Annotated in this window: 13 protein-coding genes; 7 read left to right on the top strand and 6 right to left on the bottom strand. The window is 40.8% G+C overall.

Annotation, left to right across the window (positions count from 1 at the left end; all coding sequences use genetic code 11):
• Positions 1–760: 760 nt before the first annotated feature.
• Both HWQ42_RS11585 and HWQ42_RS11580 read right to left on the bottom strand, forming a co-directional pair.
• Positions 761–1,066, bottom strand: a complete 306-nt coding sequence (locus HWQ42_RS11585; protein ID WP_292811250.1) for a hypothetical protein — start codon at positions 1,064–1,066, stop codon at positions 761–763.
• Positions 1,053–1,346 (bottom strand): hypothetical protein, encoded by a 294-nt coding sequence (locus tag HWQ42_RS11580; protein ID WP_292812081.1) that lies wholly within the window; start codon positions 1,344–1,346, stop codon positions 1,053–1,055. The genes HWQ42_RS11585 and HWQ42_RS11580 overlap by 14 nt, the downstream gene beginning before the upstream one ends.
• A gap of 80 nt (positions 1,347–1,426) precedes the next feature.
• Between HWQ42_RS11580 and HWQ42_RS35525 the strand changes: the two genes are divergently transcribed.
• Positions 1,427–1,555: a hypothetical protein gene (locus HWQ42_RS35525; protein ID WP_367119050.1), complete on the top strand. Its 129-nt coding sequence runs from the start codon at positions 1,427–1,429 to the stop codon at positions 1,553–1,555.
• Between the two features lie 237 nt (positions 1,556–1,792).
• Here HWQ42_RS35525 and HWQ42_RS11570 read toward each other — a convergent pair whose 3' ends face one another.
• The gene (locus tag HWQ42_RS11570) at positions 1,793–2,974 is read right to left on the bottom strand and encodes a low temperature requirement protein A (RefSeq protein ID WP_292812079.1); all 1,182 of its coding nucleotides are present in this window, start codon (positions 2,972–2,974) and stop codon (positions 1,793–1,795) included.
• 205 nt (positions 2,975–3,179) lie between these two features.
• On the opposite strand from HWQ42_RS11570, the gene HWQ42_RS11565 reads away from it, so the two are divergent.
• Positions 3,180–3,404 carry a hypothetical protein gene (locus tag HWQ42_RS11565; RefSeq protein WP_194043420.1) on the top strand — a complete coding sequence of 75 codons (225 nt, stop codon included), beginning with the start codon at positions 3,180–3,182 and terminating at the stop codon, positions 3,402–3,404.
• A 102-nt stretch (positions 3,405–3,506) separates the two neighbouring features.
• Here HWQ42_RS11565 and HWQ42_RS11560 read toward each other — a convergent pair whose 3' ends face one another.
• Positions 3,507–3,854, bottom strand: coding sequence for a thermonuclease family protein (locus HWQ42_RS11560; RefSeq protein WP_292812074.1), 348 nt, complete (start codon positions 3,852–3,854; stop codon positions 3,507–3,509).
• Between the two features lie 28 nt (positions 3,855–3,882).
• Between HWQ42_RS11560 and HWQ42_RS11555 the strand changes: the two genes are divergently transcribed.
• Positions 3,883–4,074, top strand: a complete 192-nt coding sequence (locus HWQ42_RS11555) for a hypothetical protein (protein WP_292812072.1) — start codon at positions 3,883–3,885, stop codon at positions 4,072–4,074.
• 291 nt (positions 4,075–4,365) lie between these two features.
• On the opposite strand, the gene HWQ42_RS11550 is transcribed toward HWQ42_RS11555, so the two are convergent.
• Positions 4,366–5,901, bottom strand: coding sequence for an NAD(P)/FAD-dependent oxidoreductase (locus tag HWQ42_RS11550; protein WP_292812083.1), 1,536 nt, complete (start codon positions 5,899–5,901; stop codon positions 4,366–4,368).
• Between the two features lie 154 nt (positions 5,902–6,055).
• Positions 6,056–6,334, bottom strand: a complete 279-nt coding sequence (locus HWQ42_RS11545; RefSeq protein ID WP_292812070.1) for a hypothetical protein — start codon at positions 6,332–6,334, stop codon at positions 6,056–6,058.
• A gap of 394 nt (positions 6,335–6,728) precedes the next feature.
• Between HWQ42_RS11545 and HWQ42_RS11540 the strand changes: the two genes are divergently transcribed.
• From HWQ42_RS11540 to HWQ42_RS11525, 4 genes are all read left to right on the top strand, one after another.
• On the top strand, positions 6,729–11,738 hold the full coding sequence (locus HWQ42_RS11540; RefSeq protein ID WP_292812068.1) for a RecQ family ATP-dependent DNA helicase: 5,010 nt from the start codon (positions 6,729–6,731) through the stop codon (positions 11,736–11,738).
• Positions 11,739–11,843: 105 nt separating this feature from the next.
• Entirely contained in the window at positions 11,844–14,663 is a 2,820-nt protein-coding gene (locus tag HWQ42_RS11535; protein WP_292812065.1) for a DEAD/DEAH box helicase, read from the top strand.
• A gap of 490 nt (positions 14,664–15,153) precedes the next feature.
• The gene (locus HWQ42_RS11530) at positions 15,154–15,396 is read left to right on the top strand and encodes a hypothetical protein (protein ID WP_292812063.1); all 243 of its coding nucleotides are present in this window, start codon (positions 15,154–15,156) and stop codon (positions 15,394–15,396) included.
• A gap of 3 nt (positions 15,397–15,399) precedes the next feature.
• Complete coding sequence (locus HWQ42_RS11525) at positions 15,400–15,621, top strand: GNAT family N-acetyltransferase (RefSeq protein ID WP_292812061.1); 222 nt, start codon at positions 15,400–15,402, stop codon at positions 15,619–15,621.
• Positions 15,622–16,119: the final 498 nt, after the last annotated feature.

Below are 16,119 nucleotides of genomic sequence, written 5' to 3'. Positions count from 1 at the left end.
AGAAAACATATTTCTTGTTTTTCTTGGAATAATTTATTCTTTGGAAGTCCCTAAAGCAATCTAAAATCTCAAATGAACTATTTTCATCAATTGTCCAGCCAAAAACGTTACCACCAAAAGATATTGGTGATACTTCTAGTCCTGAACGCCCAAGTTTACCTCTTTGTGTAATGACCATGAGTTTTTTCTCAAGACAGTTTTAGAATTACTTATGCCAATTACGGCTAATTCAAATAAAAAATACATTGAGATTTTAAACTACGATAAGCCCATCTTTAAACCGTAGTTTAAAATCCCAATGTAGGTTATCATGAAAGATTGTCTAAAATCAAGTGTTATTCTTAGCGATAAGCTACGCTATAACCTTATAAATGCTGAATTGAATTTGGCCGCTCCAAGAGCGTTCTTATGTTAGCCAGAAGTAAGTGGGCGTATTTCGTTGGCGGCGTAGCCAAAAAGCCACCCCCATCATGCCTATAAGAACTGATGCATTGGTAGTGTCTGGCTCTGCGAATATTTTTTGAAAAAACCTGACCTGGGGGTGATTCACCATTAAGTACAGTTGTAAATTTCGCTTTTACTGTGCAATATAAAACTGCCCTGGAGTTAGCCCAGAGCAGCTTTTGATAGAAGTAAATTATATAGGAGACAATTAATGTTGTCCCCGGTTAATGCATAGTGAATACCTTTATAGAACCCATTTGATATCTATACAGGAGGGCAATCGAATTTGGCTGAACTACGAGCTAAGTTACAAATTTTATAGATTGATCGTCAGGATTTTTTTCTTGCTTTTTTTGTCGCTCAACACGACTGTATTGTAGGGTAATGTATCCGTTCCCAGCGGAATTGGCAGGCTAAAACTGGGGCTTTTATGATCGAGTTCGCCTAAATCAATGCTTTTCGTTATATCGCCATCTGTTGCAAGATTTGCGGTAAGTTCGCCTTTATAATCTTCAATTAAAAAGTCTCTAAAGAAAACGACTTCCCCACCCTCAGGATCTATACCAAGGATGACCGTACCGCTGAAAGTTGCGCCTTTTCGTTCTTCATCAACCGTTGCCATTGTGATTTCCGAGGGGTCTTGACCGGACATATGTGCCATAAACTTTTTTCTCTTGCGAATTCTCAACAATTGAAAATGATTTTACAAGAGCGCTATGGGCGATCGCAAAACTCTCAGGACGTATTTCTGCATCGGTCTTGCAAATGTATAGCCAAGTTATACCAATTTGAAAAAAGAATGCGACAGATACATACTCCCAAACCTTTGTTCTGTCTAGCTTTCCTAATTTTGAATTTTGAATAGTCCAAGGATATATAAAATCTATTTGGGATCTATCCATTCACCAACCGCTTGAGCATCAGTCGAATGAAACACAGATTGAGTTTTGCTGTCGCATGACTTAAAGTACGCTCAAAATTTTTGACTAAACTCTTACACCGCTCCATCCAAGCATTAGACCGTTCAATGATCCATCGTGTTGCAATTGGGACAAATTCTGCTTTGCCTTGGGCTGCTTTTTCAGCTTTCGTCGGCTTAGGTGCAAGTTGACTTCTATCTTGGTCAGGACTTGTGGATATAGTTTTTGTAGGGCAGTGCTGATGGTGTTTGGATGATAGCCGTGGTCGAGCAGGATGGTAATTTTAGGAATATTGACAGGCTTGGCTCGAAAGTAATCTTTTGTTGTGACTCAAGAGTTCAATTAAGCCTTGGTCATGAAAATTTTTCATATTTCAATTGCATGGATACATCGCAGTGGCGCACAGATGTGCGCCACTACGCTAAAAGCTAGATTTCTGGGTCAACCAAGCGGGTAGTAGGACGGCTCTGATACAAATCTTGAACGACTTGGACAGCAGAAACTACAGCTACAAGGCTAATGACTGCAACAGGTAACAAACCTTTCCCTAAAATGGCGATCGCTAGCAGCACGACTGCACCCGCAAGTCGATACTGGGAACGGATTTTGCAATAACGGATCACCCCAAATCTATGGAGAATACTGACAGCTAGAGAGCATAATGCTACTGAACCACAGATGAGCCATCGCTGGGAATCGGGTAGTGCTAAAGTTGGCTTACTCAACAAGATTTGTTCTACACCGACTCCAGCAGCAGTAATCCCAATCACTAGCGGTAAATGGGTGTAAAGCCAGAGATTAACAACACCAACTTTTCCATGTGTCCGCGCCATCTCAATAGGTTTACCACCCAGGTTATCAAAATAAACCCACCACCAACTAAAGGCGATAATTAGACCAAACACGGCGGAAATTACGGTCAAAACATCCCATTTCTGCTCAGAGACACCATTAACTACTGCAATGATTGCTTCACCCAAAACAATAATGGTGAATAGCCCGAAACGCTCCGGTAAGTGCGAGGCGTGGGGGAGTAACCCGATCTGAAACTTACGTCCTGTTAGGGGTGTAGCAAAGTCAATAACAATTCCCAGCGTCCAAAATCCGAACCGCCAAGGAATGGGTACAGATGCTGATATTAACCACAGCAAGGCTGCGCTCGCAAAACCAATAGCGTAGCGAGTAGTTAAAGGACGTGCAAAGGGGATATGTCTTCCAGCACGGACGTACTCTATTACAAGCACAGCTCGACCAAAAGCATAGGAAATGGCAAAACCAGGGGAACTCTCATCCAAACCGTGGTGGATGTTAATAGCCATCGCTGCTGCTGTCAGCATTTGTAAACCAATCAGCAGTCTATGTCCCACATCATCGCTGTCAAAGCGGTTGGCATAGAATGTAGTGCCAATCCATGACCACCAAACTGGTATAAATAGAACTACAAACCCAAATAATCCTGATAGAGAAATATCCTCGTTGAGATTGTGGGCGAGTTGAGAAATTGCAACGACAAAAACCAAATCATAAAACAGTTCTAGCCAAGTGGCACGTCGTTCTTCTTCAGTGTCTTCACCAATGCGTAACCTTGGCGGTTGGAGAAAATTTGCCATAGTGCTAATTGCGAATCGCTAATTGATTTTTACCATTAGCTGTAAGCAATTGGCTATCTAGCACATCTATATGGCAGCATTGTTACAAGGCTTAGATCCTTGACTTTTAAAGAATTCAGGAATCTTGTTGTTTGCTTATTATGCAACAAACGCGATCGCATTCTGCTTTCCAAAGTTGGAAATGTAATTTCCGCCAAACTTACCTTTGAATGAGGAAAAACGTTCTCTTTTGGGCATTGTGAATCCCGCAGACTTTGAAAAAGCCGTTGTCATTGCCGCAAAGCTATGTTCAATTTGTGACAAGTTAAGCAAAAACAGAATTTGTCAAGAGGAGGTAGGGAAAGTGCTATTGTTTTACGCTGAACGAGCGATCGCTATTTCCCAAGCTTCCTTATTCACAAGTCTCAAATACTCATTAATGGAGTTTTAATAGCCATTCGCGATCGCCATTTTTTAGAAGTTGCGCTCACTCTTATATTAGCTGGTGTGAAAAAATCTTCTTAGCACTCAATTTGAAATTTGAAAGCTGATTTTATTTGACCTGACTCCACACTCCAGTTTTAGAAGCGATCGCTAATCCCTGAGCATTCTCGAAAGCTATTTGATTCGGGCATTCTACCCCACCAAGCCGCGTTTTAGCCAAACCACTCTTGAGTAATTCTTCCTGAAAACTAATCTCAGCCTCACCCTGTCCGCGAACCATGACTTCAGCAACAGTGCGCCCATCGCTGTCTTTTGCCACTGGAACGATCATCAGTTGGTTATGGGCAGCCGCGATTAGCTTGAGTAGTTTCTGTTTTGCTTCATTGGCCAGTGGTTGTCCTGGGGTTTTACCCTGTTTCAGTTCCGGGGCATCGATGCCACAAAGCTCGACTGACATTTGGCTACCATCGGTTTGACGAACTGTGATGCTGTCCCCATCTGCTACTTGGGTAGCGATCCATTCTTCGGTAAGTGCGATGGATGGCTGGTTAGTTCTTTGGAAAATCGAGATAGCGCTGATGGTAGCTCCAGCGATGCCTGCGGCGGTAAACTACGCAGTTAAAATTATGCCAGTTCTCCACGATGGCTTCATATTGCTAGTGTTGTCACAATATTAAGAAAGCACAATTTTAACCGGATTAAACATTTATTAGCGATTGTCTCGTTGAGTCATCTAAACACAGTCCAATACTGGCTCTTCCTAAGCTTAGTTGTCTGAGATAATTTTTCAAGAGCAAATAGAGACTAATAACTTTACTGACTCATGTAGCCGGATTTTTAGTTACAACTAGGGAATTCCTACGAACCTGGCTTTGGAAGTGATGGTGATTATACCAAAGGTAATTAATGGCACGGCTACTCCGTCGATAAGTTGTCCGAGGGCTAATGATTAAAAGCCAGTCTTGTCCTTAACTTATTTCCTCCAACATAGCTAAATGCTTACTCAAAGGAGCCAGGGTATTAGCAACAATCATCCCACTAGCGACGACGGCGGGTAAACCGATGCCGGGGAATGTGGAGTCACCGCAGCACATCAACCCCGCTAAAGGTGTACCGTGACCAGGAAATAAACCTTTAGCGGCAGAAATTGCCGGGCCATAGGAACCATGATGGCGGCGTAAAAAACGTTCGTGGGTGAGGGGTGTACCAACCAGGGTGATTTCGCAACGGGTGCGGATATCGCTGATGATTCGTTCTAAAGCTTGCCACATCACCTCGGCGCGCAATCGCTTTAGTTGCTCATATTCCTGGCTTCTCCTATCTAGCCCTTGCCAAAGTGCGTAGGGTTCATTACCGGGAGTGTAAACGTGAATTACGTGTTTACCTGGGGGTGCAAGCGATGGGTCAAGAATTGAGGGTATTGATACCACCACAACATTTTGCGGTGCAGTAATGCCCAATTGCCAATCATTAACCACAATATAATGACAAGCTAAATCTGCTGGTAAACCTTGAGCATCAATACCAAGATGCAAGTGCATAAAACTATCACACTCTGGTATAGCTTGGCGTTGGCTGCGGAATTTTTTTGGTATTGCTCCTTCTGGTAATAGTTTTAACGTATCCCATATTGAAGCATTAGAAACAACTGCTCGTCGCGCCCGAATTTCTTCCCCATTTCGCAGTTTGACACCTACCGCCCGTTTACCTTGTACCAAAACTTGCTCAACATGAGAGCCTAACATTAATTTCCCGCCATGTTTTTCTAGTCCTTGCACCAGTGCATTGACTAAAGCACCACTACCACCAACAGGGTAATCTAACGCTACTCCTGGTTTGTACCACTCCCCAAACATAAATGCGACTTCTGCGGCGTTAGTTTCTGATGCTGGTAGTCCAGAGAGGAGAAAACACAACAAGTTCAACCAGTTAATAATAAAGGGGTCATGGACAACACCATTCATGATCCGGTCAAAAGACCCCGTTAACTTGAGAATATTGGCAGTATGTTTAGCTAACGATGGAGCAAATTTACTGATAGTTAAAGCTGCACCTATATCTAAACGTAATGCAGATGCAGGGAGAGCGATCGCCGCTGCGGCTAGTGGTGTCATCACCGCTTGCAAGCGTCGCCATTGGGACACTGCATCTTCACCTCGCAGCCTTGCCAGCACTTCACAAAACTGTTCTGCACCTACAGATGTATCAAAATCACCTTCTGGTAGCCGACAACCCCAAGTATCATAAGTCACACATGGCAAATCCACACCAATTACATCTAGCACTTGTCGTAAAGGGTTAACCGAAGGAGTGTAAGACAACCCAGAGTAAAGAGAAGGGCCACTATCAAACTTAAATCCTTGACGTTCAAAACTGTGCGCCGCTCCACCAGCAATTGTATGACTCTCACAAACAGTCACATCAAAGCCATATCGCGCCAAAATAGCAGCACAACTCAACCCCCCTATACCACTACCAATTACAACTACATCTTTTTGGTTCATAGTCATTAGTTATTAGTGCGTAGTCTATATTGTGCCTCAAAAATGTTAAAGTCCCGATAAATGCGTAGCTTGTCGCCTTCGGCATCGCTCAAAATTATTGCTACTGACGATCGCTCTTTGGGGGTGCGATCGCTTTTCCACGCTAGAATTTAATTTACCAGCCTCCCAACCACTGGGCTACTTCTGGTAATTGAGTTTGCCCCATATCTTGCTCAAGCTTAAAAAAGGTATTTTCCTCACTCTTCAGAACTCCCGTTACATTCCAACGAGTTTTTACAGCCTCAATTTGCTCATTGCTTAAAAGCTGTGATACCCAAAGCAGCCAGGGTTCAGGAAGTGTTATTCCGGTCTGAGAGTCAAGTTTTATATTATACGTCTTGTAAAAGTTATGGTGGTGATCGCACCTTAAACCCACGTAAGTGTAGCCCGTCATAGACATCGCTCTTATGAGGCTAGTCCATCATCTCCCTAATCGATTCTCTTTTTTATTGCCGAAAGCCCTGCTGGTGTGGGCTATTACAGTGGTATATTATGGGAAATCCGGTGCGAAGATTCGGTTTGGAAGCTTTTGTGTTAGAAAAGCTACTGCTGAGGGAAAACTGAAAACAAGACCCTGTTTTGAAGACTTTGATTGTAATTCGTCAGCCAAGTGCTACAAATAACACAACAGAAATGGCAACGCATACATGAGTTTAAAATAGTATTTTAGTACTATTTATTGACAAATAAGTGCTTGTTGCTAAAATCTTTTAACAAAGTCAGGGAAGGTTAAGTTAGTAATTTTTTAGAAATGAAATTGCGAAAAAGCAATCTAATCAGGGATTCTCATGCAAGATTTATTAGATATTGACTTATTTTATGCTTATTTAGACTTAGAAATTAATAGTGAAAATAATATATACCGCATCGGATTGGTATCTCTGAATTTAACAAAAGATTTTTATCAAGAGAATCTAAATCAAGCTTACGAAGAAATTAGGAAGCTGAAAAATAGTAATTTAGCAGTATGCGGTCACAACTTCCGCCGCTTTGATTACCCTTATCTGATTGAGCAAGAACCTCAATTATCTTCTTGGCATATAATTGACACTTTAGAACTATCAATACTTGCTTTCCCCCTACAGCATTCGCATAAGCTAAATAAAGATTATAAGCAAAGTGAATATTCAAGTAATAACCCTGTAGAAGACGCACAGGCAACTCGATTATTACTTGGTCAACAATTAGAAATATTATTTAAAAAGCCTGATGAAGTACAACAGGTATATATTTGGCTCCTGACTTGTGGTTGCGAAGATGCAGACCTTGCATATCAACAACTTTTCAGTGATAACCTTGGTTTGAAGATTGAACAACCCGCCATAGAAATGCTGCCAGAAACAATGCTAAAGGGAATAAATCAATCCTATTTGCAGCAGTTATGGTCTAGTCCACAAACTTATGATTTTGATACAAGATTATGCGTGGCGGGATTACTGGCTTGGAACTATGAGTGCAATACCAATGAATCGAAGCAGGTTTTTTGTGATTGGCTCAGACATTTAAATGGTTTTCAAGCTGTACTTGAGAATTTGCGTCCTTTAAGTACAGATGAATTCGCCATAAGTTCTTACTTGGAATATTTTGAAATTCCCAGTTTTCGACCTTTGCAAGAAGAAGCTGTTCAAGCAATCATTAATAATGAGCGTCCGCTTGTTCTCATGCCTACTGGTGGTGGTAAATCTTTATGCTATCAATTACCAGCTTTCATGTTCCACGAAAGGCACAAAGCGCTTACTGTTGTCATTTCACCGCTACAAGCACTAATGGCAGATCAGGTAGCAGATTTAGAACAAGCTGGGTTTTTCTTCGCCACCTTCATTAATGGTAATCTTTCAGCAGCAGAACGTCGTCAGCGATTATCAGAACTGCGTTCTGGTTCCAAAGGTTTGCTGTACATCAGCCCTGAGCAATTGCGGTCAATGAGTATTCGGGCATTGTTAGAAGAGCGGCCTCCGGTTCTTTGGGTGATTGATGAGGCTCACTGTGTTAGCCAATGGGGCCACGATTTTCGACCAGATTACCGTTACATTCCTAAATTTATTCATGAATTATATCAAGAGCGGCAGCTTGCAATGCCTTTGTTAGCTTTAATGACAGCAACAGCAACAGTTGCTGTTATTGAAGATATTAAAGAGCTATTTGCCCAACACGAACTAAATATAAATCGTACAATTGATGGGGCAACAACAAGAGATAATCTAACTTTTAATGTGATTCCAGTAGCAGGGAATAAAGAGCAAGTTTTGTTGAATCAGGTAAAAGAAGCTCTTGAACTTGGTGGTAGTACCCTGATTTACACTACTACACGTAAAAATGCCCAAAAGCTGGCAGAACTTCTCAAACAAAGTCATATTGAAGCTAAATATTATCATGGGAAACTTGCAAAAGAACAAAAACAACAAGTTCTGCAAGAATTCAAATCAGGTAAATTGAATGTAGTTACTGCAACTTGTGCTTTTGGCATGGGCATAAACCGTAAAGATGTACGCGCTGTTATTCACCATTGCATGAGCGCCAATTTAGAAGGTTACATCCAAGAGGCTGGACGGGCAGGACGTGATGGTAAAAAACCATCAATTTGTACTTTACTCTTTGATCCAAAAGATGCTGATACAGTTTTTCGTTTGCAAAGTTTGAACCAACTGAGCGAACAAGATTTAAAAAATGTCTTGATCTCGACTAGACATATCCGCGATCGCACTTTTGGCAGCGCTAGAGATGATTGGTTTTGGGTGACAACCAATGAAATCTTTGAATCAGGTGACTTTGATGAGGAATTTGGTGAAGAATCAGAACAGCAAAATACTAAGATAAAAGCAGGATTGCATTACTTAGAAAAATTTGGTTTATTAGAACGAGCCGAGAACTTTTCAAGCTTTATCGAATTTGAACTAAGCCATGATACCTTTGCTGAGTCTATAGAGCAGTTTGAGAAATACAGCCGGATGAAGGACTTATCCCGGTTTGAAGCAGATAACTTTGAGCGGCTGATTCAAGCAATGCACATTGCGAAAGTTTATTGTAATAGCAACGATCAACCGTTTCCCCTCGACCGCCTCAGTGATGAAGCTGGAATTAGCTTACATGACCTGACTGCCAGAATCCGTGAACTGCAAAAGGCTGAAGTCTGCTCTTTTGAAATACCAATTACACTTGTGATTACTAAGGGTGTAAGAGGAGATGCCCGTAATAATCATGAACGCATTCGCCAGTTAGAAGACGAATTACTCAAAGTGCTTAATGAGTTGTTTGGGAATGAAAATGAAATACAAATAAATCTGCGTGGACTTGCTTCTCGACTTGACCCAGACAATAGTAAAAAAATCAGAGCATCCAACATCATAGATATTTTGGAAGGTTGGGTTGCTCAAAAATGGCTAAAGTTAAGTAGAATTTCTAGTGATGTGGTTCGCTTAGGAGAAATGGAAGTTGCAGAGCATTTACCTGAGCATAAAATTCTCACAACTACAGTATTGGAAGTTTTATATCAAGCATTGAAAGATGCAACAGGGGCAAGATTATCTCTGAAGTATGAATTAGGTAAACTTGCTAAACAAGTTACCCAAAAAAGTCAACTTGACTGGAATAATGAAGAGTTAGAAGTTATTCTTTTGTGGCTGCACCAGAGAAAAGTTATTCGGTTAAGTGATGGGCTGAATCTCTTTCAACAGTCGCTGAAAGTCCGTGTAATAAAAAACGCAAGTGTTTCCAGAGTAAAACGCCGTTACCCTGAAGTTGAAGCTCACTATGATGAACAAACTCGTCGCACTCATTACATGGTGAAGTATGGTCAGTTAAAGTTAGATGAACAGCGTCAGCAATTTGTTCGTGATTACTTTGGTACAAATCAAGAAGAATTCGTTTCAAAGTACCAATTTTTGGCACAAGAGATTACCAGACCGATTCTTCCAGAAGATTACAACCGTATTCTAGAACCGCTTAACCCTGCTCAAAAAGAAATTGTTTTAGCTTCACACCCAACAATGGCAGTGATAGCAGGCCCTGGTTCTGGTAAAACAAAAACTATTGTTCACCGGATTGCTTATCTTGTAAAGGTTAAGCGAGTTGAGCCGAAGCGTATTCTTGTTTTAGCTTACAACCGTAATGCAGTTAGAGAATTACGGTTGCGGTTGCGTAATTTGATTGGCGAACAAGCATCACGAATTCGGGTCTTTACTTTCCACGGTTTAGCCTTATCACTTTTGGGACGGACGGTAGGTGAATACAGAGGAACTCAAACAATAAATTTTGATCGGCTTTTGGTTGAAGCTTGCGAATTAATTGAAAAAGGCGAAGAATTTGAAGATGCAGATGAAGATACTCAGGCACGACGAATTCAATTATTAGGAAAATTAGAATATATATTTGTTGATGAATACCAAGATGTTAGCGAACAAGAATATCGCTTAATTAAGTTAATTGCGGGGTTAAATGAGTCAGAAGATGAAAGTCACTCAGTACAAATAAATCTTTGTGTCATTGGAGATGACGATCAGAATATTTATGAGTTTAGACATACCGATCCAAAATATATCCTTCAATTTGAGGAAGAGTACAAAGCAAAACGCCTCTTACTGATTGAAAACTATCGTTCTACAGAGTCAATTATTCAAGCTGCCAACAAGTTAATTAACAATAATAAAAAGCGGTGCAAAATTATACCTGAAGAACAGGTAAGAATTGATAACTACCGCAGTGGATATCAAGGTTTAGCAGTTGAAGCTTATAGTTTTAATAATATTAACTCGCAAGCACTTTGGGTACAGCAGCGCATTCAGTCATGGATCAAACAGGGAATACGTCACAATGAAATTGCTGTCCTTGCTCGTCATTGGGATAACTTAGCTCCCAGTAGATTACTTTTAGAAAGAGTAAGAATTACAACTTATTCTTTAAAAACAGATGGATTTCAACTTATTAAAAATTTAGTAACCTGTAAGCTCATCGAAGAATTAAAGCGCCAGAATCAAAAAATTCTTCTACCAGAAGAATCCGTACAAGCTTGGTTTCTCAGTCTTTTTGCTCAATGGGAACGCAGTTCGCAAGAACCTACAGTCAAAGTCTTGCTCAAGATTGCCCATGACATTGACCAAGAACGAGGATTTGATTCTGAAGAATTAGCTCTTCCCATTAGTGTAGCTGATGTTCTTACTACTTTATTTGAATTCAATGAAAGTCCAGAAGTAATGTTAGATGATCGAGCGGTTCTAGTTACAAGTTGTCATGGTGCAAAGGGGCTGGAGTTTAGAAAAATCATTCAGTTAGTAGACGGTTTTGGAATTTCTTCAGATGAAACTGAATCAGAACGGCGATTATTTTATGTGGGAATGACTCGTGCTAAGGAAGAATTAGTTCTATGTTCCACACGACAAAGTTTATTTGTGATGGAATCAGGTGTAAATACAAAATCTTTAAGCCCTGCGACAACCTCTCTGCCACGGCAGATGTTCTATTCAGACCTGAGTCCAGGAGATGTTTATTTAGGACATCATTCTACTAAAAATAGCCAACATATCATAACTCATCTTCAAGAAGGTACTCCACTCAAATTCCAGAGCAACAGATACAATAACGGTTGGGATATCTTTACAACACAAGGGCAAATCATTGGAGCTTTGTCAAAAAAAGCGAATGCTGAATTAGCTTACAAAGGATTCAAACCTGGACAATTTCAGTTTCAGGCAAGTGAAGTTATAGTCAGAAGTATATATCGTCATTTAAGAAGAGATGAAGTCAATGGAAATATAACAGAAGATTGGTTCGTTGTAATTCCGCAAATTCGCGTATGCCGATAATAAATTGGATAGGCAACGCAAGCAACGAAAATGCCAGAGTAAATTCATTAGGTTTATACTGACATTCAGTAACAAATAATTTACTGCTAGCAGAAACATAAATTTGTGACTGATAACAAACCAACCGATTACGCCGCAATTATCCGTGCCGCCAACCAAACTATTCCAGAACCTCCTGAATGGCTAAGTGCAGGTAGATATGTTTACTCACCGGAGTATGGAGTTGGGGAGGTAATGGCATTATTGGGCAGACGGTTGATTGTCAAGTTTGTAGAAGAAGTTAAGCCAACCCAATTTGTCGATTGGGAGCAGGCTCTAGCTTTGGGGTCAATTAAAACAAGTAACGCCAACTTAGTATCTTCGGCAACATTCCTTGAAGAGAACAACGCCGCATTCACAACAATTGGGGAGCAGATTCAACAAATCCCCCAAATAGGATTTCAGTCTGTAGCGCAAGAACTGATTGCAAGCATTAGGGCGATAGACATCAAAAATGCTAACCAAGGGATAATTCACCCCCTATCGGGCGATTTACCACCTGCTTTACGTTTAGCGTTACAGAATAACGGTATCACCCAGATTTATTCTCACCAGTTAGAAGCTCTAACAAAGTTACGTGCTGGGTTTGACTTGAGTATCACTACGCCCACAGCAAGCGGAAAGACGCTGTGCTACAACCTGGCTATCCTGGAATCGTGTATTAAGCAACCGCAAACAACAGCATTGTACATTTTTCCACTCAAGGCATTAGCTCTAGATCAAATGCGAAAATTGCAGTCGCTTGTCAAGGCAATGCCTAACACTCGTCTTAAACTCGCATTGATGACGGGAGATACACCAGCTACTGGACAGCAGCGTTTTTTTATCCCCAACCCTCCAAACATATTGGCAGTCAGCCCCGACTTATTGCATTACTATCTTTACAATGTGCGCCGTCGGGATGATGCAGAAGGATGGCGACAGTTTTTAAGACAGTTGCGCTACTGTGTAATTGATGAAAGCCATACTTATACTGGGGCTTTTGGCGCACACTTTGCTAATCTCATGCGGCGATTAAGGTTAGCAGTTGATGCGGTTGGTGGTAATTCCCAAAGACTGCAATTTATTTGTTCTAGTGCCACAATCGGAAATCCTCAAGATATGGCATTGCGGTTTAGCGGCAGAACCCATCAACCCCAAAGATTACACCTGATTGAGGATAGTGGCGCTCCCTATAAAGGACGTACCTTATTATCTCTGGCTCCAAACAATGCAGCTAATGTTGAAGCTACTAAAATAGTGATTTCTTGGTTGCAGCATAACTTGAGTGGAATTGTCTTTTGTAACTCTCGTGCAGCTGTCAAAGGTTTACTTGGGTTAATCCAACGGGAAACACAACGCATTGGATTAGGTTATTTAACTTCCAAGGTAGCAGTTTTCTACAGTTCCTTAACGGGCGATCGCCGTAGCGAGATTATTCAAAAACTCCAAGGTGGACAAATCAAGGTAATTATTTCAACTTCTTCCCTAGAAGCAGGAATTGATTTACCCGAACTAGATTGCTGTTTAATTCGGGGGTTTCCAGGTAGCCTGATGTCATTTTGGCAACGAGTTGGTCGAGCCGGACGCAAACAGCACGGACTAGTGATTTATCTGCCATTAGGACAAAACCCTATTGATGTATACTACGCTCGACATAACCAAAAGTTACTATCAGGAGAAGTTGAATCTGCTGCATTTAACCCTGACTATCCAACCATTTTAGGTAAACATTTAGAATGTGGTTGCATTGAAAGTAGTTTAACTTTAGGAGAACTGAATACTCGTTTTGGAAAAACAGCCGATGCAGTTGCAGATTCTCTTTTACAACAAAACAAAATTTTCTTAAGCGGCAATGGAAAACTCTGGGGAAGAGGCTATCCTCATAAAGAAATTAATATCAGAAGCAGCACTCAAAGGTCAATTTCTCTAATTAATAAACATACAAGTGAAATTTTAGAAAGTATGTCGCTACCGTTAGCCCATCGAGAAGTATTTCCCGAAGCCATATATATGGTGCAAGATGAAAGTGGGCAATTAATAGCATACCGTAGCGAAAGTCTAAATTCCGACAAAGGAGAAGCAATACTAACATTTTTAGGAAAAGATACAGATTTATTTACTGAAGCGGAGTCAGAATTAGATATTCAACCACTTTCTACCTTGGCCGAATCTAAAATCATTCCTACTAATATTAAAGATGCTCGGTTACGTTTAACTCTTGTCTGGGGAGAAATTACGAATTCTGTTATTGGTTATAGATTGATGAAACGTACCTACGGAATGACCTGTAAAAACCAACGTTGTGCTAATTATAAAAAACCACTTGAAGGAAAAAGCTGTTCATTGTGTAAGCAGGCGCTGAGTGCAGCAGAAGTGACAAAACTTCAAAAAGAAATAGCATTTTCAGAGGCATACGTTACAAAATACCAAGCCCCTTGCGTACTAGTAGAGTTAAATGAGCCGTTACAGAAAGCGCTGCAAATAACTGTCAATAAATACAAACAAGAAATTATGACCGCTAATGGAGGTGAGGTTCCAGAACTTTATCAATCATTATGGAGTAGCAGTGCTGAAGTGACGGCACTGCATAGTATCCAGCACCAGATAGTTAAAGCTGTACCGATGGTAGTTTTATCCTCCAGTTTGGATGTAGATGAATTGGCCATACAAAAAGAAAGCAGGAACATTGGTTACTTTTTTGACACCTGTGAAGGTGGGAATGGGGCAGCAGAAGCTATTTTCTCCGACTTCACAAAATTTGCTGCTGCATCTTACGCTTTAGCAGCCGAATGTGATTGTGAAGCTGGTTGCCCAAGATGCCTACATTCAACAGCTTGTCCACAGCATAATGAACCATTGCATAAAGATGTGGGTTTGTTTTTACTGGATGCAATTAGCCCTTAGCGGTGCAGAATACCGAAAACCCATATTGAACTAAGCATAAAATTTAGCGATCACCTGATTAACAAATAACAATATGGCTTGCAAAGGTGAAGTTTTGATGCCTACTTGTATCATCTTGCTGAAAAGGTTTGTCATCTCAGATTTCCTCAATGAAAAATTAACAGACCTAACAAGAACAGCCCTTCCCTACTAGCGTTGGGGAGTAAGATTCAAACTCTCTCTTCTTTTAGGAGAGAGGTCAAAGTGTATTGCATACAAAGGAGAACTGTTATAGGAGACAATTAATGTTGTCCCCAGTTTATCCATAGTAAATACCGTCGTATAATACTATCCACCTCAATTTTCGTGCTTTACGCAAAAAATGAATAATCTTGAAGTGGCATTACAAAATTTAGAAGTCAACATCAGGCTTTGAGTCTTCCTGATGTATTGCTAACTAGGTTTTGTAAATCAATGCTCAGAGAGTAAAAATCCCTAGCAAATTAAGGAAATGAGCCGATTGCAAATTCATGAAGATGACCTGACAGGTAAAAATATTGCTAACCTTTTGAGGGAACATCTCGAAAATATGCATGAGATTACCCCGCCCGAAAGCGTTCATGCTCTTGATATAGAGGCATTGCGTTCGCCTGATATTACTTTCTTTTCAGCAAGGGATGGCGAAGAACTGGTTGGATGCGGGGCATTGAAAGAACTCTCTTCAACAAGTGGCGAAATCAAATCAATGCGGTAAGCCTTGGCTTACCGTCGTCAGGGTGTTGCCTCCAAAATTCTGGAACACATTATTAAAGAAGCCCAACGGCGTGGTTACGATTGCCTGTATTTGGAAACAGGTGCTTTTGGGGAGTTCGCCCCAGCACGAGCTTTGTATATACGCTACAGATTCGAGTACCGAAGTCTATTTGCTGACTATGCCCAAGACCCGAACAGTGTATTTATGATGAAAAAACTGGCTTAATGTGCTGCTTAAATTAGCGTATTTGTGACAAAAATTGCATAATGTTCCGTCTAGCTCAATCTGAATGCCAATTTTTCTATTTACTCCAACTCCACACATCAGCCTTGTGCCGCCTCGATCGCCTTCTGGTTGTGGGTATTCGTTACTTATTAGTTTAGTAGTGTGCAAGGGAGCAATGCACATCTCCTACTAAATGGAATAGCCAACATATTGCAACTGCTTTTTCAGCCGTTGCTGGCATTGCTTTGAATTGTTGTGCCACGCTGTTTACATCTACTGCTCTAACTGCCTCTCAGAATTTGTCTGATGCACCGTATGATTCGCGATCGCAAACAGAACAATCGCACCGATCGCAAAGATTACGTTGCCGATCAAATCAAAGCATTAACTAAGCTCCAGGTCTAAACTAGAAATAAGCGAATTTGTGACTGCAACAAATTGAATTTTTCTTTAGTCTTTTGAACAGTCGTTTGATTTTTTAAGAAGGTATCTACTATG

It is taken from the genome of Nostoc sp. JL23 (assembly GCF_017115065.1).
GTDB lineage: Bacteria > Cyanobacteriota > Cyanobacteriia > Cyanobacteriales > Nostocaceae > Nostoc > Nostoc punctiforme_A.
This window is presented reverse-complemented; position numbering and strand designations above follow the sequence as displayed.

Bases quoted from the DNA above. Each gene is read 5' to 3' on its own strand.
- HWQ42_RS11585 (WP_292811250.1), bottom strand. From the start codon at position 1,066: ATGGCAACGGTTGATGAAGAACGAAAAGGCGCAACTTTCAGCGGTACG.
- HWQ42_RS11580 (WP_292812081.1), bottom strand. From the start codon at position 1,346: ATGGATAGATCCCAAATAGATTTTATATATCCTTGGACTATTCAAAAT.
- HWQ42_RS11570 (WP_292812079.1), bottom strand. From the start codon at position 2,974: ATGGCAAATTTTCTCCAACCGCCAAGGTTACGCATTGGTGAAGACACT.
- HWQ42_RS11560 (WP_292812074.1), bottom strand. From the start codon at position 3,854: ATGTCAGTCGAGCTTTGTGGCATCGATGCCCCGGAACTGAAACAGGGT.
- HWQ42_RS11555 (WP_292812072.1), top strand. From the start codon at position 3,883: ATGCTGTCCCCATCTGCTACTTGGGTAGCGATCCATTCTTCGGTAAGT.
- HWQ42_RS11550 (WP_292812083.1), bottom strand. From the start codon at position 5,901: ATGAACCAAAAAGATGTAGTTGTAATTGGTAGTGGTATAGGGGGGTTG.
- HWQ42_RS11545 (WP_292812070.1), bottom strand. From the start codon at position 6,334: ATGACGGGCTACACTTACGTGGGTTTAAGGTGCGATCACCACCATAAC.
- HWQ42_RS11540 (WP_292812068.1), top strand. From the start codon at position 6,729: ATGCAAGATTTATTAGATATTGACTTATTTTATGCTTATTTAGACTTA.
- HWQ42_RS11530 (WP_292812063.1), top strand. From the start codon at position 15,154: ATGAGCCGATTGCAAATTCATGAAGATGACCTGACAGGTAAAAATATT.